The following is an 18,989-nucleotide window of genomic DNA, read 5'->3' on the forward strand; positions in this document are numbered from 1 at the left end:
CATCTTAATCTCGAGGAGGGCACCATGAGCGCACGCGAGGTGTTCGACCGGCTGCGGGGCTACCTGAGCGGCGAGCACGACGACGAGGAGGTCTGGGCCGAGGACGTCGTCGTGGAGACCCCGTTCGCCGCCCCCGGACGGCCCCGCAGGATCGAGGGGCGGGCCGCGTTCCTCGGCCTGGCCCGGCCGGGACGGGCCGCGCTGCCCTTCCGGCTGGAGATGAGCGAGGTCACCGTCCACGAGACCGCCGATCCCGACATCGTCATCGTCGAGTACGAGCTCGGCGCCGCCCTCCCGGGCACCGGCGAGCGGCACTCGGCCCCCTTCATCGGCGTGCTCAGGGCGCGGGACGGGCAGGTCGCGCACTGGCGGGAGTACCAGGACACGCTCCGGGTCGCCGCCGCCACCGGCCGCCTCCCGGACCTCCTGGCCGCCCTCGCACAGGACGCCCCGGAGGCTCAGGACGCCATGGCGTAGAGCACGTCGCGCAGGGCGGGCTCCCGCCCGCGCCGCCACACCAGCCGCAGCGCCAGCGTGAACGGCGGACCGGCGTCGGCGGCGGGCGGGCCCAGGGGGACCAGCGTGCCGGCGGCCAGGTCGGCGTCCACGGCGAAGTCCGGCAGCAGCGCGCTGCCGAGCCCCTGCCTGGCCCACTCGCGGGCGGTCGCGATGCTGGTCAGCTCCCTGCGCGGCCCGGCGTCCGGCAGCCGGTCGGCGGCCAGCCTGATCGAGCAGCCGCGCGGGCTGACCAGCAGGGGCTCGGTGTCACCGCCCGGCGCCGCGACCAGCGACAGCCGCACCTCGCCCACGTCCAGGAAGTCGAGCCCGTCCGGCGGGTCGAAGCCGAGCCCGCCCACCCGCGGTCCGGTGTCCAGCAGCAGCGCCGCGTCCAGCCGCCCGCCGGCCACCCCGGCCAGCAGGTCGCGCCGGGTCAGGGCGCGTACGTCCACGTCCAGGTCGGGACGGCGCTCGGCCAGCCGGCGGATCACCGCGGGCAGCCGGGCCGCGGCCACCATCTCCAGCGCGCCCACCCGTATCCGGCGCCGTTCGGCGGTCACCGCCAGGCGCACCTCCTCGGCGTGATCCAGCAGCCCCCGCGCCCGTTCCAGCAGCACCGCGCCCGGCTCGGTCAGCCGCATCCCCCGGGGCGTCCGCTCGAAGAGCGTCACGCCGAGGCTCTGCTCCAGCCGGCGCACCTGCTCCGACACCGAGGCCGGGGCCAGGCCGAGCGCGTGGGCGGCCTCGGTGACCGTCCCGGCCCCCGCCACCGCCACGAATCCCCGCAACTGCCGCAAATCCATGCCGGCCAGCATACGGTTTCCCCGAACGCTCCCTCAGGCCGTCCCTGTTGAGCGGGACGGGCGGGTTTCCGCAGGCTGGGCGGCATGCGTCTGTTCGGTTTCTCCCTCGCCTACTTCCTGGTGATACTCGACACCACCGTGCTCACCGTCGCCCTGCCCGACCTCCGGGACTCGCTCGGCGGCGCGCCGGCCGGCCAGCAGTGGGCCGTGAACGCCTACACCGTCGCCTTCGCCGCCGCCCTCCTCGTCGGCGGCGCCGTCGCCGACCGCTACGGCGCGGCCCGCGTGTTCAAGGTGGGTGTGGCGGCGTTCGGCGGGCTCTCGCTGCTGTGCGCCGCCGCGCCGCACCTCGGCGTGCTGATCGGGACGCGGGCGCTGCTCGGCGTGGCCGCCGCGCTCTGCACCGGCGGCTCGCTCGGGCTGCTGGCCGAGCTGTACCCCTCGCCCGCCGCCCGCGCCCGCGCGACCGGCGTGTGGGCCGCGCTCACCGGCACCGCGCTCGCCGCCGGGCCGCTGCTCGGCGGACTGCTCGTGGACCTGTACGGCTGGCGCGCCGTCTTCCTCGTCAACGTGCCGCCCGCCGTCGTCAGCCTGCTGGTCATGCGCCCGGTGACCTCCCCTCGGGGCGTACGCGGGATCGACTGGCGGGTGCAGGTCCTCGCGGCCGCGTTCCTCGGACTGCTGGCCGAGGCCCTGATCGACGCCTCGCCCGTCGCGGCCGGGTCGGCGGTGGCCGCGCTGGCGGCCCTGGTGGTCACGGAACGCCGCAGCCACGCCCCGGCCCTGCCCGGTGGCCTGCTCGCCGCCACCTGGCCCGAGCTGCTGGCGGGCGCGGCCGCGAACTTCGCCTTCTCCGGCGCCCTGTTCGTCCTCACCCTGCTGTTCCAGGACGTCCGCCACCTCACCCCGATGGCCGCCGGCCTGGCCTTCCTGCCGCTCACGCTCCCCATGACCGTGAACCCGCTGCTCACCGGCCGCCTTGTCGCCCGCCACGGGCCGCGCCCGCCCATCCTCGGCGGCCTCGCCCTCGTCGCGGCCGGGCTGGGCGGGCTGGCGCTCACCGAGGCGGTCGCGCCGTGGCTGGTGGTGATGGGGTTCGGGCTGTCGTTCGTGCTGCCCGCGCTCATGGCCGGGATCGTCGGCCGGGCCCCGGCGGGCACGGCCGGCACGGCGGGCGGCGTGCTCAACGCCTTCCGCCAGGCCGGGGCCACGCTCGGCGTCGCCGTCATGGGTGTGATCGGCCGGCCGCTGCTGGCGGCCGCCGTACTCACCGCGCTCACCTGCGCCTGCTACGGCCTGGCTACCGCCCGGACCCGCCGGGTCCGGGTATCGTGATCGGTTGTGCGTTTCCAGCATTCCGCCGCCCTGTGGCGCGACTTCCCCGAGCTGGTGCCCGGTGTCCTCGTCGCGCGCGGCCTCAACGCCGGCGTCTCCGTGGACGACCGGCTGGTCCCGTACGCCGAGGCCGCCGCCAAACGCCTGGCCACCGCCACCGAGAGCGAGCTCCCGGAGATCCAGGCCTGGCGGCGGGCGTTCACCCGGATGGGGCTCAAGCCCACCCAGTACAGATGCGCCTCGGAGTCGCTGCTGCGCCGCTTCCGCAAGGAGGGCGCCCTGCCCCGGCTGCACCCCCTCATCGACCTGTGCAACGCGGTGTCCATCGCCTACGCGATCCCGGTCGCCGTCTTCGACCTCTCCCGCGTCGCGGGCGACCTGGAGGTGCGGTACGCGACCGGCGAGGAGACCTACCTCACCTTCTCCGGCGACGACGAGCACCCGGCGCCCGGCGAGGTCGTCTTCGCCGACGCCGAGGGCCGCGCCCACGCGCGCCGCTGGACGAACCGGCAGAGCGGGCTGTCCGCCGTACGCCCGGACACCGCCGACGTCCTCATCGTCGCCGAGGCCCTGCACGAGACGGCCCGCGCCGACGTCGAGGCCCTGATGGACGCGCTCGCGGCCGAACTGACCGCCCTCTGGTCCGTCGCCGCCCCGCACCCGGCGATCCTCACCCCGTCCGACCCCCGCTTCGACACCGCCGTCTGACGGGATCAGCAGTACTCATCGGTCACCCGCCGCCGGAACTCCTCCTCCGTCAGCACCTCCCCGTCCCAATCGCTCACCCGGCCGCCGCCGACGACCTCGCTGATAAGGAACCCGCGCCCGGTCGGCGAGCCACTCGACAACTTCACGCTGACGCTGATGTGCGGCGGCACCGCCTCCCGCAGCGGCGTCTCCTGACGGCCGAACCCGCTCGCGTCCCCGAGAATGATCGTCCCGTACTGCTCCGCCGTCCGTACGGGCAGGGAGGCCCGCCACACCAGGCGCCCGGTCTGGTGCTCCTGCACCTCGACGGCGGAGACCCCCTCGCCGTCGCACAGAGGCACCACGATCTTGAGATGCCCATCGTCCGTACGCTCCAGGCCGACCGGCCGAGGCATGGGGTCGCCGAGGACGGGCACCACGCACCCCGCCACCGTCACCGCCACCAACCCGAGGCAGAGGACGTACCCCCGCCGGACGCGCTCGCCCATCGATGCTCCGTCCGTCCAGATGATCGTGAATCCTTGGACGACGAACGAGCGCCTTTGGTTGGACGACGGCGCGGGTAAGGAGAACATCTCCGTGGCGGGGTGTCGACAGGCTGGCCGGACGGCTATTGGCTATAGCCATGGCTAGCCCTCATAGCACCTCGCCCCCCAACGCCCGCCGGCTCGCACGACGCCAGGCGACGATCGACGAGGCGCTGGACATCGCGGTCTCGATCATGGAATCGGCCGGCGTCGCAGGGGTGTCGATGTCGGAGATCGCGCGGCGTCTGGGCATGCGCCAGCCCTCCCTCTACAAGTACTTCTCCTCGCTGCACGCCGTGTACGACGCCCTGTTCGCCCGGGGGATCGCGCGCAGCGAGGCGGCCGTCCGGGCCGCCGTCGAGCCGCTGCCCCCCGGAGTGCCCCGGATCAGGGCGTCGGCCCGGGCGCTCGTGCGCTGGGCGGTGGAGAACCCCGCACTGGCCCAGCTGCTGTTCTGGCGGCCCGTGCCCGGATTCACCCCCACCCCGGAGACGTTCGCCGCGAGCGCCCGGCAGATGGAGGCGGCGCTCGCCGAGTTCGCCGCGGCCGTACGCCTGGGCCACCTGACCGCGGAGGCGGTCTCGCCCGAGGCGCTGCGGCTCTACACCGTCGTGCTGAGCGGCCTGATCTCCCAGCAGCTGGCCAACGAGCCCGCGGCCGGCTACGAGACGGGCATGTTCACCGGCCTCACCGAGACCGCGCTCGACCTGTTCTTCGCCCGATACACGACGATCGGAGGCACTGGTGCAGACACTCGACCATGACCAGGTGAGCCTGTATGTCGAGGCTCCGCCCGAGGCGGTGTACGACCTGGTCAGCGATGTGACGAGAACGCCCGAGTTCAGCCCGGAGATCCTGCGCTGCACGTGGCTGGACGGGGCGACGGGTCCGGCCGTGGGCGCCCGGTTCGAAGCGGTCAACAAGGTCCGCAGGGGCCCGGCGTGGAAGAACCGCCCGGTCGTCGTCGAGGCGCGGCCGGGACGGGAGTTCGCCTTCTCCCGCACCGAGAAGTTCGCCGGCACGCTCGTCTGGCGCTACCGGCTCGAACCTGACGGCCCAGGCACCAGGCTGGAGGAGTCCTACGACGTCACCGAACCGCTCACCCGCATCGGGTGGTTCATCATCGGCACGCTGTTCGGCTGCCGCGACCGCCGCGCCGAGCTGCGGGAGGGCATGCGGCAGACCCTGGAGCGGATCCGCGAGACGGCCGAGGCAGGGGTGAGGCGGCGGGACCCTTCGCCCACGCCGCCCGACCTCGACTGACAGAGGACACCGCGCGGTGAACACGCACGTCACCGCGCGGTCGCGGGTCACACGTCGTAGTAGAGCTCGAACTCGTGCGGGTGCGGCCGGAGGCGGATCGGGTCGACCTCGTTCTCCCGCTTGTACGACAGCCACGTCTCGATCAGGTCAGGCGTGAAGACGCCGCCTTCGAGCAGGTAGTCGTGGTCCTCCTCCAGCGCGTTGAGCACGTCGCTGAGCGAGCCGGGCACCTGCGGGATGTTGCGGGCCTCCTCGGGCGGGAGCTCGTAGAGGTCCTTGTCGACGGGCTCCGGCGGCTCGATCTTGTTGCGGATGCCGTCGATGCCCGCCATGAGCATCGCCGCGAAGGCGAAGTACGGGTTGCACGACGGGTCGGGCACCCGGAACTCGATGCGCTTGGCCTTCGGGTTGGAGCCCGTGATCGGGATGCGGACGCAGGCCGACCGGTTGCGCTGCGAGTAGACCAGGTTGACCGGCGCCTCGTAACCCGGCACCAGGCGGTGGTAGGAGTTGACCGTCGGGTTGGTGAAGGCCAGCAGCGACGGGGCGTGCTTGAGCAGGCCGCCGATGTAGTAGCGGGCCGTGTCGGACAGGCCCGCGTAGCCGACCTCGTCGTAGAACAGCGGCGAGCCGTCCTTCCACAGCGACTGGTGGCAGTGCATGCCGGAGCCGTTGTCACCGAAGATCGGCTTGGGCATGAACGTGACCGTGTGGCCGAACTCCATCGCCGTGCTCTTGATGATGTACTTGTACAGCATCAGGTTGTCGGCGGTCTTGAGCAGCGTCCCGAACTTGAAGTCGATCTCCGCCTGGCCGGCCGTGCCCACCTCGTGGTGCTGCATCTCGACGTCGATGCCGCACTCGATGAGGTTGCGGACCATCTCCGAACGCAGGTCGGTGAAGTGGTCCATCGGCGGCACCGGGAAGTAGCCGCCCTTGTAGCGCGGCTTGTAGCCGAGGTTGCCGCCCTCGGTGGCCTTGCCGGTGTTCCAGGCGCCCTCGATGGAGTCGATGTAGTAGTAGCCGGCGTTCTGGCGGGTCTCGAACCGGACGTCGTCGAAGATGTAGAACTCGGCCTCAGGGCCGAAGTAGACCGTGTCGGCGATGCCGGTGCCCTTGAGGTATTCCTCCGCCTTGCGGGCGACGTTGCGCGGGTCGCGGCTGTAGGCCTCGCCGGTCAGCGGGTCGTGCACGAAGAAGTTGATGTTGAGCGTCTTGTGCTGCCTGAACGGGTCCACGACGGCGCTGGACGGGTCGGGCAGCAGAAGCATGTCCGACTCGTGGATCTGCTGGAAACCACGGATCGACGAACCGTCGAACATGAGCCCGTCAGTGAAGACGCTCGCGCCGAAGTTCTCTACCGGGAAGGTGAAGTGGTGCGTCGTCCCCGGCAGGTCGGTGAACCTGACATCGACGAACTGCACCCCTTCGTCACTGATGAACTTCAGGACGTCGTCGGCGGAGTTGAACACTCTCGAACCTCCCTGGGGACTGGCCATCATTGCGACGCTAGGGCTAAGGCGTTTCCACATGGTGTCCCGATTGTTTCGCACATGTTACGCAGCGTCAGGTCTCCTGAGAGGCCTCGCAGCCCCTGTCGGACGGCTCCTCGTCGAGAACGTACGGGTCGGACGGCACGCCGGTCGGCGCGACCGTGCCCGTCGGGGAGTCGTCGTAGACGGGGTGGATGTAGCCGTCGTCGGTGTCGCAGCTCGCGGGCGTGGCACTGGCGGCCCAGCCGGTCACCCAGGCGACCAGCCGGCCGCCTTCGCGGTAGAGCAGCACCTGTCCGGTGGGGTGGGTGACGACCCGGATGACGCTCCGCGGCAGGCCGGGCCGTTGCACGGCGTACACGACCAGGTGGTTGAGCTTCACCTCCACCCCGCGCCGGCCGTCGTCGTCGAACGTGCCGAGCGTGATCTCGCCCCTCACCTTGACGACGTCGGTGGCCAGCTCGGCGGTGCCCGGCGCGAAGCTGTTCACCGCCTCCCTGCCGATCGTGTCCGCGTCGGGGTCCAGGCTGAAGGTCTCGCGCTGGTCGCGGTCGAGTGCGGCGACGAAAGCGTCAGGATCGCCGCCCTCCAGCGTCCTCCTGTCGAGGTACGCCGCCGCCAGCAGTTCGCGTACCCGCTCCAGGCCCTTGGCCACGTCCTTGCGCGACAGCCCGCCCATCGCCCTGGCCTCGGGCAGGACGAAGCCCGCGATCCCGTCGGCGTAGCCCGCCGCGGGCGAGCCGGCGAACGGGTCGGCGGAGACGGCGTCCACCACCGGCGCGACGGCCTCCTCCAGCAGCGCCCCCGACGGGGCCAGCAGGTCGGGGCGGAAGGTCACGACCAGCCCCACGGCCGCGACCACCGCCGACAGGACCACCAGCGCCCGCCCCCACCGCCATGGCCGCGCAGGGGGACCGAAGCTCTCCGAGCGGGATAATCCGGCACGCCGGCCCCGTTCCTGGCGCGGTGGGCGGCGGTTCCTGGCCTCCTTGGCGGCCCTGGTCGCCTCGGCGCGCATGCGGCGCCGCTCGGCGTCGTCGATCTGCCCGACCAGCTCCTCGAACCGCCGGTCAAGGTCATCCCCGTGTGGCATGGCGTACATGGTGGCGGGCGGATGACGCGGTTGGGTCACGACGCCGACCGGCCACCCGGGCGGATACCGTTGGAGGCATGAGCAGCAAGCAGCCCCGGTGGACGCAGACGTGGCTCGGCGGGGTCAGGGCCGCCGGCATCGACCTCGGATATCCGGGGGAGCGCCTGGGGCTGCCCGAGGAGGGCAGCGGATCGGTCACCGGCTGGGGCCGCCGCATCGGCGCGCTGGTCATCGACTGGATGATCTGCACGTGGGTGGTCGTGCAACTGCTGCTGCGGATGAACCCGGCGGAGTCGCCGTGGGCGCCGGTGGCGGTGTTCGCCGTCCAGTATCTGCTGCTCGTCGGGTTCATGGGGCAGACGTTCGGGCACCGGCTCATGGGGATCAGGGTCGCCGCCATGGACGGCGGCGACCCCCGCCTGCTGCCCGTGCTGGTGCGCACCGTGCTGCTGTGCCTGGCCGTGCCCGCGCTGATCTGGGACCGCGACCACCGCGGCCTGCACGACCGCGTGTCCAACACGATGGTCGTGCGCATGTGACGCCTAAGGAGTAGCTCAGGGGCGGGTGCAGCTGAAGATGGCGGTGCCGGGCAGGTGCCGGCCGCGCAGCGGGCTCCAGCCGCCCCACACCCGTTCGTGGCCCTCGGGCCACTCCGGCTCCAGCAGCCCGGTGATCGTCAGCCCCGAGGCCACCAGCAGGCCGACCCAGTCGCCCAGCGTGCGGTGGTGCTCGACGTAGGTGGGCGTGCCGTGCTCGTCCCGTTCGACGTAGGGGGAGCGGTCGAAGTAGGAGCGGTCGGACGTCAGCCCGCGCGGCCCCGGGTCGTCGGGGAACGCCCACCGCACCGGATGGCTCACCGAGAACACGAACCGCCCGCCCGGCCGCAGCACCCTGCGCACCTCACGGAAGACGGCCCCCGCGTCGGCCACGAACGGCAGCGCCCCGAACGCCGAGCACGCCACGTCGAAGGACGCCCCGGCGAACGGCATCGCCTCGGCGTCGGCCTGCACCGCCGGGACCCGCACCCCCGTGTCGAGGTCGATCCGCCGGGAGTGCTGGAGCTGCCGGTGCGAGACGTCGAACGCGGCCACCTCGGCCCCCTGGGCGGCCAGCCAGCGCGCGCACTGGGCGGCCCCGCAGCCGATCTCCAGGACGCGCCGGCCGCGCACCTCGCCCAGCAGCCGCGCGTCGGCCTCGTCGAGCCCCTCGGGGCACCACACGAAACCCGAGTCGCGCAGGAACTCGCCGTGCTCGACCTGGTAGTCGTCGGCGTTGCCGTCCCACCACCAGCGGTTGGCCCGCGAAGAGGTGGACAGCACTAGCGCATCTTGGGGCCGCGCGGCATGCGGGCGCCCTTGGGCATCGGCCCCTTCGGCAGGGGCATGTTGCGCGGCAGCGAGCGCAGGCGGTCCTTCACCTCGTTGACGGCCGGCTTCTTCAGGTTGCGCGGCAGCTTCATCAGGTGGCGCTGCAGCTTGCCGAGCGGCACCTGCCCCTCGCCGTCACCGCACTGCACGTCGTAGATCTCGATGCCCAGCACCACCCGCGCGACCCGCTTCTTCTCGGCCGCGAGCATCTTCGCCACCCGGTTGCCTGGACCCTCCGACACCAGCACCACGCCGGGGTAGCCGACCACGAGGTGCACGAGGTCCTGGTCGCGGTTGACCGCGATGGCGGGGGTGACCTGCCAGTTGCCCCGCATGCCCTGCAGCACGGCCGCGGCGGCGCCGGTCTGGCCGTGCAGGATCGAGTATTGGGCCTTCTGCGCGAGCTGCCCGAACACCACCAGCCCGACCGTGATCGCGGCCAGCACGCCGATGAACAGCGAATACCACAGATAGTCCGTGACCAGGCCGATCACGACGATCACGGCAAGCGTGCCCACCGCGGAGAGGAAGACGATCGGCATCCCCTTGGGGTTGGCCTGCTTGATGATCTGCGCGATCATGCGGAGCTGCTTGATGCGCCCCGGCTTCTCTTGGTCCTCGGACTTTGCCATGCTCTGAAGGATACAAACCAACTGGTGGACAATGGAAAACGCGCCCGCCGATTTCGCGCTGAGCTACATCTCCCGCGCGGTCCGCACCGTGATCGACAGGCGCGGATCGGCGACGCTGCGGCCCGCCGTGACGACGTGCTCGCCCTCGACCGTACGCCAGCCGCCGTCCCACACCTGGAAGGCCCGCTCGTCGAGGAACACGGTGGACAGCACGGTCTGGCCCGGCTCGGCCTCCACCACGTCGAAACCGGCCAGCCGGACGTCCCCGGGCTCCCCGGACAGGTGGGCGTAGACCTGCACGACCTCGCGCCCCGGCCGGTGCCCGGTGTTGGTGACCGCCACGGTGACCGTCGTCGCCTCGGGCGGGCCCTCGGCGGCGATCTGGTCGTACGACCACGTGGTGTACCCGAGGCCGTGCCCGAACCAGAACGCCGGCTCGGTCCCCGCCTCCCGCCACGCCCGATAGCCGATGCGCGGGCCCTCGTCGTAGGCCACGACCCCGTCCACCGGCGTCACGGCGGACACCGGCGCGTCGGCGAGGCGGCGCGGCCAGGTCGTCGGCAGCCGCCCGCCCGGCTCGGCGTCCCCGAACAGCACCTCGGCGAGCGCCGTGCCCGCCTCCTGGCCGGGGAACCAGGTGAGCAGCACCGCCGCCGCCTCCTCCGCCCACGGCATCTCGACCGGCGAGCCCGCGTTGACCACGACCACCGTGCGCGGGTTGGCGGCGATCACCGCGCGGATCAGCTCGTCCTGGCGGCCGGGCAGCGCGAGACCCGTACGGTCGAAGCCCTCGCTCTCCACCTCCGGCGTGGTCCCCGCCACCACCACGGCCACGTCGCAGGCGGCGGCCACCTGCACGGCCTCGGCCAGCAGCTCGTCCGCGCCGGGACCGGGGGCGGCGTGGCCCAGCGTGAACGCCACGAACACGAGGCCGCCGATCGTGCCGGCGGGGGAGGTCAGGGTCACCTCGTACGGGCGGCCCGCCGTCATGGGCACCCCCACCCGCCGCTCGGGCGGCGACAGGAACGCCGTCGCCGGATCGCCGGCGGCCTCGACGGTCTCGTCGAGCACGGTCTCACCGTCCACGGTCATCGTGAACGCGCCCACGCCCGCGACCGAGAGCCGGTGCTCGCCGGAGACGTCCGGCGTGTACGTCGTCACCAGCCGCACCGCGCGCAGCCGTCCGCCGTCCACGTCGGGCGGGAGCTGCCCGATCCAGCGGGCCTCGGCGGTGGGCAGCGGATGCTCGGCCAGCACGCCCCCGTCGCCGTCCAGGAACAGGGCCCGCGCGGGGGAGGGGATGGGCGCCAGGCGGATGCGCGGGTCGGCGCCGACGGCGTGGCGCACCTCGGCGCGGGCGCGCAGGCCCGCCAGCGGGGAGACCACCCGGTCGGGGTAGACCTGGGCGCTGCCGCCGCCCATGACCCTGGCCTCGCCCGCGGCGGCGCCGATGACGGCGAGCGTCGGCGTGCCGCGCAGCGGCAGCAGGCCGTCGTTGGTCAGCAACGTGAACCCCCGCGTGGCAACCTCCCGGGCCAGCGCCACCCCGTCGATCTCAGCGGAGTCCGTGCCGGCCTGGGGCTGGGAAGGGCGGAGGGCGCCGACGCGGTGGGCGAGGCGGAGGATCCGCCGCACCCGGTCGTCGATCGCCGCCTCCGGCACGCGCCCCGCGCGCACCGCCTCCTCCAGCTTCTCGCCCCACGGCCCGTACGGCCCCGGCATGGCCACGTCGGTCCCGCCCAGCGCGGCGGCCTCGGTGGACCGCACCGCCGTCCAGTCGGAGACCACGAACCCGTCGAACCCCCACTCGCCCTTCAGCACCCCGAGCACCAGGTCGGCGTGCTCGGTCATGGTGGTGCCGTTGACCCCGTTGTAGGCGGTCATGAGCCCCCACGCCCCGGCCCGCACCACCCGCTCGAACGGCCGCAGGTACACCTCGCGCAGCGCCTTCTCCCCGACCCGCACGTCGGCCGTGAAGCGGTCGGTCTCGAAGTCGTTGGCCACGAAGTGCTTGGGCGTGGTCGCCACCCCGCCCTCCTGCACGCCCTCGACGTACGCCGCCCCGATCTCGCCCGTCAGGTACGGATCCTCGGAGTAGCACTCGAAGTGCCGGCCGCCGAGCGGCGTACGGTGCAGGTTGAGCGTGGGCGCGAGCAGCACGTGCACGCCCTTGCGCCGGGCCTCCTGGGCGAGCAGCCGCCCGGCCCGCCGCACCAGGCCGAGGTCCCAGGTGGCGGCGAGCGCGGTGGGGCTGGGCAGCGCGATCGACGGGTCGCCCGGGCTCCACCGCTCGCCGCGGACGCCGATGGGGCCGTCGCTCATGACGAGCCGGTCCAGGCCGATCTCGGGGAGCGGAGGGAGCGACCACATGTCGGCTCCGGTGAGCAGGCGTACCTTGGCGGCGAGGTCGAGCCGGGCGATGAGCGCGTCGAAGTCCACGCCGCCAGTGTCCACCAGAAAACCGACCACTTACTAGGTTTGCTACCTCGCTGTTACAAAAACGCTCATCTGCGGACGAAGAACTCCAGCAGCTCCGGCGCCAGCGCCTCCACCGTCACCGCGTGCGTCTGCTCCTCCAGCACCCGGTGCGCGGCCCCCGGCAGCGCCGCGGCCACGGCCGCGCCCGCCCGGCGCATCCAGGCCGGGCTGTCCTCGCCGTTGAGCACGAGCGCCGGCCGGTCGATCCCGGCCAGCCGCGCGGCCGGCAGCGCGTTGCCCGGCCCCATGACGGCCGCCTCGTACGCCAGCGTGTGCGCCGCGGCCTCGGCCGCCGCCCAGAACGGCTCCGCCCGCATCCCGGCCACGGCCTCGGCGGGCACCTCGGCCGCCTCCACCATGAACCGCTCCACCACCGTGTCCCGCCGCCCGGCCGCGACCAGCGCGGCGAGCTGCTCGGCGAAGTCGTCGGGCAGCGGCGGCGCGGAGTCGTCCACGTGGTAGGGCGGCTCCCACAGCGCGAGCTCGGTCACGCCCGGCAGCCGCGTGGCCGCCTCCAGCGCGAGCGCCGCCCCCGACGACCCGCCGAACACCTTGGCGCTCCCACCGGCCACCGAGATCACCGCGGCCAGGTCCTCGACCTCCCGCTCGACCGCGTACGGGGCGGTGTCCCCGCTGCCGCCCCGTCCTCTGCGGTCGTAGCTGAACACCGTGAACCACGGCGCCAGGGCCTCGGCCAGGCCCGCCATGGTCGGGTGCGCGCGCTCCATCATGGCCCCGGCCACCAGCACCACCGCCGGGCCCGAGCCATAGCGGTCGTAGGCGATGCGGGTGCCGTCCGCGGAGACGGCCGTGCCGCTCAGGACGCCGGCTGCACCAAGCACAGCGCCTCCCAGTGGTGGCCGTCGAGGTCGGCGAAACCGCGCTGGTAACGCACGCCGTCCTCCTGCTTGACGCCCGCCGGGGTCGCGCCCGCGGCCAGCGCCCCGTCCACCAGCGCGTCCACCTGCTCGGGGTTCTCCATGCCGAGCACGAGGATCGCCTCGGTGGCCTTGTCCGCGTCGGAGATCTCCTTGGCGACGTACGAGGAGAACACCGGCTCGGCCAGCAGCATCACCTGCGTCTCCTGGTTGATGATCACCGACGCCATGCCCTCGGCCATGCCGAAGAGGGTGAAGCCGAGACCGGTGAAGAACTCCTTCGACCGGTCCAGGTCCTTGACGGGCAGGTTCACGAAGAGCTGCATTTCCGTATCCCTATCTGCGGTGTCTGTCTGACACGTCAGATTCTGCCGGGATCATGAGTGCCGGTCTTGTCGTCGCGTGCCCGTCCGGTTGACGTTCAGCGCACTTCCGAGGCGCGGCGGTACTCCGCGGGAGACATCCCGTACGCGCGCCGGAACAGCCGGCTGAAGTGCGCCGCGTCCGGCAGCCCGTAGCGGGCGGCGATCGCGCTCACCGGCTCCGTGCCGCCCCTGGTCAGCTCCGCGCGGCAGCGCTCCAGCCGCCGCTGCCTGATCCAGGCGGCGACCGTCGTCTGCTCCGGCTCGAACAGCCGGTGCAGGTAGCGGAGCGAGATGTGGCAGGCGGCGGCGATCGTGGCCGGGTCGAGCTCGGCGTCGCCGAGGTGCTCCTCGATGAAGGCGTGCACGCGCAGCAGGAGCGTACGCTGCCGGGAGTCCTCGGGCAGGGCGCGGGTCAGCTCCAGCCGCTCGGCGACCGCGGCGCCGACCAGGTCCATCACCACGGCCGACAGCCGCGCGGCGCTGGCCGGCGTGTAGGTGGCGTGGTCGGCGGCCACCCGCCGCAGCAGCGGCACGGCCAGCGCGCCCGCGCCCGACTCCGTGCCGATCGGGGCCGCGGCCAGCTTGGCGACGGCGTCCACCGGCAGGGCGAGCAGGTCGCGCGGGAGACTGAACACCGCGAGGCGCACCGCGCTGTCGTAGGCCAGCTCGTAGGGCCTGGTGAAGTCGTAGATGGCGAACTCGCCGCGGCTGAGCTGGGTGGCCCGGTCGGCCTGCGCCAGCCGCGGGCTGCCGGACAGCGCCAGCACCACCCGGTAGATCTCCGGGTTGCCCTGGCCGATCTGGCCCGCCGTGCGGTGCACGCTGTGCGGCGTAGAGGTGCGCACCATGCCCACCCCCACCGGGCCGAGCCGGCCGACCTCGATCTCGCCCCGCAGCGGGGCGTCGGGATCGATGCGCAGGTCGAGCGGGCCGAGCGTGTCGCACACGACGCTCCGCCACACCTCGTGGCGGCGCGCGGCCGGTAACTCGCTGGTGCGGACCAGCACCCCCATGATTGATCACCCCGTCTCGGTGGTGCCGTCATGGTAAACGAGGAAGGGCCCGGAGCCGCGCTCCGAGCCCTCGCCCCCTGCCGTCTCAGGCGCTCTGGCGTGCCGCGATGGCCTGCTGGTAGAGCCTGCCCGCCCGGTAGGACGAGCGGACCAGCGGCCCGGACAGCACCCCGGCGAAACCGATCGCCTCGGCCTCGGCCTGCAGCTCGACGAACTCCTCCGGCTTGACCCAGCGCTCCACCGGGTGGTGACGCGGCGTCGGACGGAGGTATTGGGTGATCGTCAGCAGGTCGGTGCCGGCCGCGTGCAGGTCGCGCATGGCCTCGACGACCTCCTCGCGGGTCTCGCCCATGCCCAGGATGAGGTTGGACTTGGTGACCAGGCCGGCCTCGCGGGCCATCGTGATCACCTTGAGCGAGCGCTCGTAGCGGAAGGCGGGACGGATGCGCTTGAAGATCCGCGGCACCGTCTCGACGTTGTGCGCGAACACCTCGGGCTTGCTGGAGAAGACCTCCTCCAGCTGGCCGCGGTCACCGTTGAAGTCGGGGACCAGCAGCTCGACGCCGCAGCCGGGCAGCAGCGCGTGGATCTGGCGGGCGGTCTCGGCGTAGAGCCAGGCGCCGCCGTCGGGCAGGTCGTCGCGGGCGACGCCGGTCACGGTCGCGTACTTCAGGCCCATCTGCTGGACGGACTCGGCGACCCTGCGCGGCTCGTCGCGGTCGTACTCCTTCGGCTTGCCCGTGTCGATCTGGCAGAAGTCGCACCGGCGCGTGCACTGGTCGCCGCCGATGAGGAACGTCGCCTCGCGGTCTTCCCAGCACTCGTAGATATTGGGACAGCCCGCCTCTTCACAGACCGTGTGCAGGCCCTCGCGGCGCACGAGCGATTTCAGCTCGGTGTATTCGGGGCCCGTCTTCAGCTTGGTCTTGATCCACGGGGGCTTGCGCTCGATAGGGGTCTCGGCGTTGCGCACCTCCAGGCGGAGGAGCTTTCGGCCTTCAGGAGCAACGGTCACGTTCCCAGCTTACGTCCGCGTCCCGACTCGCCCGGCCGTGGGTCAGGAGATGAGGCCGAAGCCGCGGATCGCCCGCGCGTAATGGGCGCGCAGCTCCTCGTCGACCCGGCCGGAGGCGGCGCCGTCGAGCAGCTCGCCGTCCGGCGCGGAGGTGAGCACGCCGTCCTCGGTGAGCAGGAAGCGGGCCAGCGCGCCCTCCCTGATCGCGGCCACGCTCTCGCCGCGCAGCGCCGCCGCCTGGATCGGCGCCAGGTAGCCGTGGCCGGCGGCCAGCTCCTCCAGCTCGGCCAGCTCCTCCGGCGAGGCCGCGCGCAGGGCCAGCTCCCGCTGCCGCCGCCGGGCCGCCGCCTCGCTCGCGGGGGCCAGCCGGGCCAGCGCGTACCTGGCGAGCAGCACCGGGCCGCCGAGCACCCGGCCGACCAGGCGGCCGAAGAAGCCCGCCACCTCGTACGCGGTGCCGGGCTGGTCGGCGATCCCCAGCGACGAGGCGGTGATCTTCGTCTGGGCCTCCTCCCGCACCCGCAGCGGCGCCGCCTCCATCAGCGCGTCACGCCAGGAGTCCAGCGTCTCCATCGCCCCGCCGACCACCAGCTCCTCGCGGGTCGGCACGCGCGCGTACGCGAGCGCCAGCAGCGTCACCCGCTGCCGGGCGGGCAGCGCCAGCCACAGCGGCAGGCCCACCACCAGCACCGGGCGGCGGAGCGGGCCCGCGCGGCCGTACCAGGTGTCGGTCGCGAGGTCGCGCACCGCCACCGCGCGCGGCCGGGGCACCCGGATCCGGTCGGCGACCCGGTCGGCCAGCGCGTACAGCTCGGGCGCCGCCGCGCGCTCCAGCACCTCGGCGTCGTCCGCCATGCCCCGCAGGCGGGGCCGCAGCACCCAGGCGACGGCCAGGCTCAGCCCGCCGAGGAGCCAGGCGAGCGGCGAGGTGCCGTGCGCGGCGATCGCCCAGCCGCCGAGCGCGGCGAAGCTCAGCGTCATCAGGTGGACCAGCAGCGCGAGGACCAGAGCGATGAGGCGCTTCACATGGGTGATGGTAAATCTGGAAAAGTCATCGTTCGGCAGGTCATCGGCTGCGATTCGGTCACCGTCGGAGCAGGTCCTCCTCGTGCAGCTCGAAGCCCTCCCTGCCGAGCGCCTCGGCCAGCCGCTTCTCCGCGATCGGCATGACCTCCTCGGCCACGATGCGGCGGCCGGTCTCGGCCGACAGCGAGGAGACGCCCACGTCGGGCAGCCCGCACGGCGCGATGCGGTTGAACCAGCGAGGGTCGTTGGCGCAGTTGAGCGCGAAGCCGTGCATGCTGACGCCGCGGGAGACCCGGATGCCGACCGCGCCGAGCTGCCGGTCGGGCAGCCCGAGCGCCGCATCGCCGATCGCCCACACCCCGGCCCGCCCGCTCACCCGGCGCGCCGAGACGCCGAAGTCGGCGCACACCTGGATCATCGTCTCCTCCAGGCGGCACACGTAGGCCACGACGTCGGTGACGGCGACGATCGGATAGGCCACGAGCTGCCCGGGACCGTGCCAGGTGAGCCGGCCGCCCCGGTCGACGTCGACGACCGGGGTGCCGTCGGAGGGACGCTCGGCGGGCGCGGTGCGCTTGCCCGCCGTGTAGACGGGCGCGTGCTCCAGGAACAGGACGGTGTCGGGCAGCTCGCCCGCCACCCGTTTGCCGTGCGCCCAGCGCTGGAGCGACCAGGCCTGCTCGTAGGGGACGTCGACGCCGAGTCGGACGATGGCCAGTGCGTGGGGATCGTCCCCGGGGATGGGGCGCATGAGCCTATTGTGCCGTTCCCTCACCCTTGAAGGGTAATTCAGGGGGTCAGCATGCGCGGTTCGATCCGCAACTCCTTGACCCCGCCGGCCCCGTCGTGCTCCAGCTTGTAGGCGTAGCCGCCGGGCGCCACGCTCACCGCCTGGATGAACTCGGTGCCCACGTAGTGCAGGGCGACGCCCTCGTCGGCGGCGTAGCCGCCGGGCAGCTCGCCGCTCGCCACCGACTGCTGCAGCAGCGGGCGGCGCTGCGGGTCGGAGTCGTAGTGGACGCCGCAGGAGTAGGGGAGCAGGCCCAGGCCGTCGGCCCACACGCGCAGCTCGGGGCCGAAGGAGTCGGTGTTGCCGCCCACGTGCCAGCACAGCGCGCCCGCGCTCTGCCCCGACAGCACCACCCCGGCCCGCCACGCCTCGGTCAACGCCTCGTCCAGGCCGTGCAGCCGCCACAGCGCCATCAGGTTGGCCACACTGCCGCCGCTCACATAGATCATGTCCTGTTCCAGCAACCAGGCTCTGGGATCGGGCACGTTGGGCATCGGGAACACCGTCAGATGGCTCACCTCGACGTCCCAACCGGCGAACGCGCCGTACATCTTCAAGATCCAGTCGGCGTCGTCGCCCACGGCGGTCGCCAGCAGGCCCAGCTTGGGTCGGTCCTGGCCGGTCAGGTCCAGCCCGTAGCGCAGCAGCCCGCTCGGCTCCACGAAGGAGTAGCGCGGGCTCGGGCGGAACGAGCCGCCCCCGATCGCGAGGATGTGCGACTGGCCTGACCGTGTCATCTGGGACTCCCCACCTGCAGAGAAACGAACGGCCACTAGAGTACGGCGCTCAGCGCCGCGTCGAGTCGGGTATGGGCGAAGCGGTAGCCGCTGCCCGTGAGCCTGCCGGGCATGATCCGGTGGCTCGGCAGCAGCCCCGCGCGGGCGAACTCGCCGAGGCCGAGCGAGAGCGCGAACGCCGGCACCGGGATCGGCATGGCGCTCCTGCCGACCGCCTTCGCCAGCGTGCGGGTGAACTCGGTGTTGGTGACGGGGGAGGGCGAGGTGAGGTTGACCGGCCCGCGCACCTCCCGCTCCCGGATCAGGTGCAGCACCGCCCCCACCCAGTCGGCCACGGTGATCCACGACCAGTATTGCCTGCCGGTGCCCAGCGGCGCCCCGAGGCCCATCCTGAACAGCGGCAGGACCCGGCCGAGCGCCCCGCCCCGCCTGCTCAGCACGAGCCCGCTGCGCAGCAGCACGGTGCGGACGCCGGCCTCCTCGGCCCGCACCGCCTCGCCCTCCCAGCGCTCGCACAGGTCGGCCAGGAAGCCGGTGCCCTTGCCCTGGCTCTCGTCGATCTCCCGGTCGCCGGTGTCGCCGTAGAAGTCGACCCCGGAGGCCGACAGCAGCACCTCGGGCGGGCTGGACAGCTCGCGCAGCGCGCCGACCAGCGTGCGGGTGCCCTCGACCCGGCTGGTGACCAGCTCGCGTTTGTACGCCTCGCTCCAGCGACGGTCACCGATGGACGCGCCCGCGAGGTGCACCGCCGCCTCGGCGCCCTCCAGCGCCGTCAGGTCGGAGAGCCGCTCGCCCGGCCGCCAGGACACCTCTCCAGGGCCCCGGGCCGGCCTGCGCACCAGGCGCACGACCTCACGCCCCTCGGCGCGCAGCGCCTCGGTCAGCGCCGTCCCCAGCAGCCCCGACGCCCCCGTCACGATGATCGCCATGACTTCACACTACGCCCGCCCGTGCCGCTTCCCCGGGCT

Annotated in this window: 21 protein-coding genes; 6 read left to right on the forward strand and 15 right to left on the reverse strand. The window is 73.0% G+C overall.

The annotated features are described in order from the left end of the window. Positions 1 to 24: 24 nt before the first annotated feature. Positions 25 to 477, forward strand: a complete 453-nt coding sequence (locus ABD292_RS33685) for a nuclear transport factor 2 family protein (protein WP_344214528.1) — start codon at positions 25 to 27, stop codon at positions 475 to 477. Here the strand turns inward: ABD292_RS33685 and ABD292_RS33690 are convergent. Next, positions 459 to 1,301 carry a LysR family transcriptional regulator gene (locus tag ABD292_RS33690; RefSeq protein ID WP_344214530.1) on the reverse strand — a complete coding sequence of 281 codons (843 nt, stop codon included), beginning with the start codon at positions 1,299 to 1,301 and terminating at the stop codon, positions 459 to 461. The two genes, ABD292_RS33685 and ABD292_RS33690, sit on opposite strands and share 19 nt — an antisense overlap. A gap of 84 nt (positions 1,302 to 1,385) precedes the next feature. Here ABD292_RS33690 and ABD292_RS33695 point away from each other — a divergent pair, with 84 nt between their 5' ends. Next, positions 1,386 to 2,636 (forward strand): MFS transporter, encoded by a 1,251-nt coding sequence (locus ABD292_RS33695; RefSeq protein WP_344214532.1) that lies wholly within the window; start codon positions 1,386 to 1,388, stop codon positions 2,634 to 2,636. A 6-nt stretch (positions 2,637 to 2,642) separates the two neighbouring features. After that, a complete protein-coding gene (locus tag ABD292_RS33700) occupies positions 2,643 to 3,344 on the forward strand; it encodes a B3/B4 domain-containing protein (RefSeq protein WP_344214534.1) in 702 nt (233 codons plus the stop codon). Positions 3,345 to 3,349: 5 nt separating this feature from the next. Here the strand turns inward: ABD292_RS33700 and ABD292_RS33705 are convergent, their stop codons facing one another. Further along, on the reverse strand, positions 3,350 to 3,832 hold the full coding sequence (locus ABD292_RS33705; RefSeq protein ID WP_344214536.1) for a hypothetical protein: 483 nt from the start codon (positions 3,830 to 3,832) through the stop codon (positions 3,350 to 3,352). A gap of 137 nt (positions 3,833 to 3,969) precedes the next feature. On the opposite strand from ABD292_RS33705, the gene ABD292_RS33710 reads away from it, so the two are divergent. Beyond that, complete coding sequence (locus ABD292_RS33710) at positions 3,970 to 4,635, forward strand: TetR/AcrR family transcriptional regulator (protein WP_344214538.1); 666 nt, start codon at positions 3,970 to 3,972, stop codon at positions 4,633 to 4,635. Positions 4,636 to 4,639: 4 nt separating this feature from the next. Further along, the gene (locus ABD292_RS33715; RefSeq protein ID WP_344214540.1) at positions 4,640 to 5,134 is read left to right on the forward strand and encodes an SRPBCC family protein; all 495 of its coding nucleotides are present in this window, start codon (positions 4,640 to 4,642) and stop codon (positions 5,132 to 5,134) included. 47 nt (positions 5,135 to 5,181) lie between these two features. Here ABD292_RS33715 and glnA read toward each other — a convergent pair whose 3' ends face one another. Then, positions 5,182 to 6,606 carry a type I glutamate--ammonia ligase gene (gene glnA / locus ABD292_RS33720; protein WP_329580929.1) on the reverse strand — a complete coding sequence of 475 codons (1,425 nt, stop codon included), beginning with the start codon at positions 6,604 to 6,606 and terminating at the stop codon, positions 5,182 to 5,184. A 94-nt stretch (positions 6,607 to 6,700) separates the two neighbouring features. Continuing rightward, positions 6,701 to 7,720: a hypothetical protein gene (locus tag ABD292_RS33725; RefSeq protein WP_344214543.1), complete on the reverse strand. Its 1,020-nt coding sequence runs from the start codon at positions 7,718 to 7,720 to the stop codon at positions 6,701 to 6,703. A gap of 77 nt (positions 7,721 to 7,797) precedes the next feature. On the opposite strand from ABD292_RS33725, the gene ABD292_RS33730 reads away from it, so the two are divergent. Beyond that, positions 7,798 to 8,259: an RDD family protein gene (locus ABD292_RS33730; protein WP_344214545.1), complete on the forward strand. Its 462-nt coding sequence runs from the start codon at positions 7,798 to 7,800 to the stop codon at positions 8,257 to 8,259. A gap of 15 nt (positions 8,260 to 8,274) precedes the next feature. Here ABD292_RS33730 and ABD292_RS33735 read toward each other — a convergent pair whose 3' ends face one another. The 11 genes from ABD292_RS33735 to ABD292_RS33785 form a co-directional block, all read right to left on the reverse strand. After that, positions 8,275 to 9,039, reverse strand: a complete 765-nt coding sequence (locus ABD292_RS33735; RefSeq protein WP_344214547.1) for a class I SAM-dependent methyltransferase — start codon at positions 9,037 to 9,039, stop codon at positions 8,275 to 8,277. After that, positions 9,039 to 9,719, reverse strand: a complete 681-nt coding sequence (locus tag ABD292_RS33740) for a DUF4191 domain-containing protein (protein WP_344214549.1) — start codon at positions 9,717 to 9,719, stop codon at positions 9,039 to 9,041. The genes ABD292_RS33735 and ABD292_RS33740 overlap by 1 nt, the downstream gene beginning before the upstream one ends. Positions 9,720 to 9,782: 63 nt before the next feature. Further along, entirely contained in the window at positions 9,783 to 12,158 is a 2,376-nt protein-coding gene (locus ABD292_RS33745; RefSeq protein ID WP_344214551.1) for a beta-glucosidase family protein, read from the reverse strand. A 65-nt stretch (positions 12,159 to 12,223) separates the two neighbouring features. Next, the gene (locus ABD292_RS33750) at positions 12,224 to 13,039 is read right to left on the reverse strand and encodes an alpha/beta fold hydrolase (RefSeq protein WP_344214553.1); all 816 of its coding nucleotides are present in this window, start codon (positions 13,037 to 13,039) and stop codon (positions 12,224 to 12,226) included. After that, complete coding sequence (locus ABD292_RS33755) at positions 13,015 to 13,401, reverse strand: VOC family protein (RefSeq protein WP_344214555.1); 387 nt, start codon at positions 13,399 to 13,401, stop codon at positions 13,015 to 13,017. Before ABD292_RS33755 ends, ABD292_RS33750 begins: the two co-directional genes overlap by 25 nt. Before the next feature lie 95 nt (positions 13,402 to 13,496). Next, positions 13,497 to 14,453, reverse strand: a complete 957-nt coding sequence (locus ABD292_RS33760; RefSeq protein WP_344214557.1) for an AraC-like ligand-binding domain-containing protein — start codon at positions 14,451 to 14,453, stop codon at positions 13,497 to 13,499. An 85-nt stretch (positions 14,454 to 14,538) separates the two neighbouring features. Beyond that, positions 14,539 to 15,468 carry a lipoyl synthase gene (gene lipA / locus ABD292_RS33765; RefSeq protein WP_344214559.1) on the reverse strand — a complete coding sequence of 310 codons (930 nt, stop codon included), beginning with the start codon at positions 15,466 to 15,468 and terminating at the stop codon, positions 14,539 to 14,541. Positions 15,469 to 15,510: 42 nt separating this feature from the next. Beyond that, the gene (locus tag ABD292_RS33770; protein ID WP_344214561.1) at positions 15,511 to 16,494 is read right to left on the reverse strand and encodes a M48 family metalloprotease; all 984 of its coding nucleotides are present in this window, start codon (positions 16,492 to 16,494) and stop codon (positions 15,511 to 15,513) included. A gap of 58 nt (positions 16,495 to 16,552) precedes the next feature. Next, complete coding sequence (lipB, locus tag ABD292_RS33775; protein WP_344214563.1) at positions 16,553 to 17,245, reverse strand: lipoyl(octanoyl) transferase LipB; 693 nt, start codon at positions 17,243 to 17,245, stop codon at positions 16,553 to 16,555. Positions 17,246 to 17,283: 38 nt separating this feature from the next. After that, complete coding sequence (locus ABD292_RS33780; protein WP_344214566.1) at positions 17,284 to 18,021, reverse strand: Type 1 glutamine amidotransferase-like domain-containing protein; 738 nt, start codon at positions 18,019 to 18,021, stop codon at positions 17,284 to 17,286. Positions 18,022 to 18,056: 35 nt separating this feature from the next. After that, positions 18,057 to 18,950, reverse strand: a complete 894-nt coding sequence (locus ABD292_RS33785) for a TIGR01777 family oxidoreductase (protein ID WP_344214568.1) — start codon at positions 18,948 to 18,950, stop codon at positions 18,057 to 18,059. Positions 18,951 to 18,989: the final 39 nt, after the last annotated feature.

The sequence above is a fragment of the Nonomuraea bangladeshensis genome (assembly GCF_039529455.1).
GTDB classification, from domain to species: Bacteria; Actinomycetota; Actinomycetes; order Streptosporangiales; family Streptosporangiaceae; genus Nonomuraea; species Nonomuraea bangladeshensis.